This window comes from Shimia litoralis (assembly GCF_005518135.1).
GTDB lineage: Bacteria > Pseudomonadota > Alphaproteobacteria > Rhodobacterales > Rhodobacteraceae > Shimia_E > Shimia_E litoralis.
Map to the genome: position 1 here is coordinate 1 of NZ_SULI01000072.1, position 623 is coordinate 623.

Consider the following 623-nt stretch of genomic DNA (forward strand, 5'->3'; position numbering starts at 1 on the left):
ACGGCGGCAGCAGCCGCCACCTTCACACGGCGCGAAAACGCCGCCATGCGCTTATTGGCAGCCTCCATCTCGCGGCTCAGCGTTCCAAAGCCGCGCTCGCCGGCCTTGCCCACGCCCTCGAGTTCGGTGCGGACTTGTCGACCGCCCACAGCCGCAAGGCGGACGGAGACGCGTTTCTCAGCCATTGGTGTGATCCATCTGTTCGTTGAGTTTGGTGACCATGACCGCCTCAATGGTGGGCAGAAGTTCGGCTGTGATCAGCGGCGAGATACCAAGCGCTTTGCCTAATTCCAGAGCCGCCGTCATATCCCAGCCAATCACGGCCCCGGGCATCATGCGCAGTTGTCCGCCCAGCCGGCCGACCAGATCCCAGATCTGCCACCCCTCATAAGTCAGCGGCGCGTTTAGCCGTTCCGGGCAGTCTTTGCAGATTTGCGTGCGGCCCGCGCAGGGCTGGCAGGCGGCGCAATAGTCTCCGCCCCCGCCGAAGACCCATCCGGCAAGGGCGCAGAGCCGTTTTTTTCCTGTTCCAGCAACATGCCTTTGGACACATAGGTCAGCTGGAAGGCCTCAAAGAGAGGCCAGATGTCCAAAAGCGCATCAATGGCCTCGGGGCTTGGATC

Annotated in this window: 2 protein-coding genes and 1 pseudogene; all 3 read right to left on the bottom strand. The window is 62.6% G+C overall.

The features are described from left to right. A partial coding sequence (locus FAP39_RS17385) for a hypothetical protein (protein WP_138017631.1) occupies positions 1–185 on the bottom strand: 185 nt, incomplete at its 3' end. Continuing rightward, the gene (locus FAP39_RS17635; protein WP_171006920.1) at positions 178–336 is read right to left on the bottom strand and encodes a DUF7697 family protein; all 159 of its coding nucleotides are present in this window, start codon (positions 334–336) and stop codon (positions 178–180) included. The genes FAP39_RS17385 and FAP39_RS17635, both read right to left, overlap by 8 nt. A 68-nt stretch (positions 337–404) precedes the next feature. Next, a pseudogene (locus FAP39_RS17390) lies at positions 405–623 on the bottom strand (hypothetical protein); the annotation flags it as partial.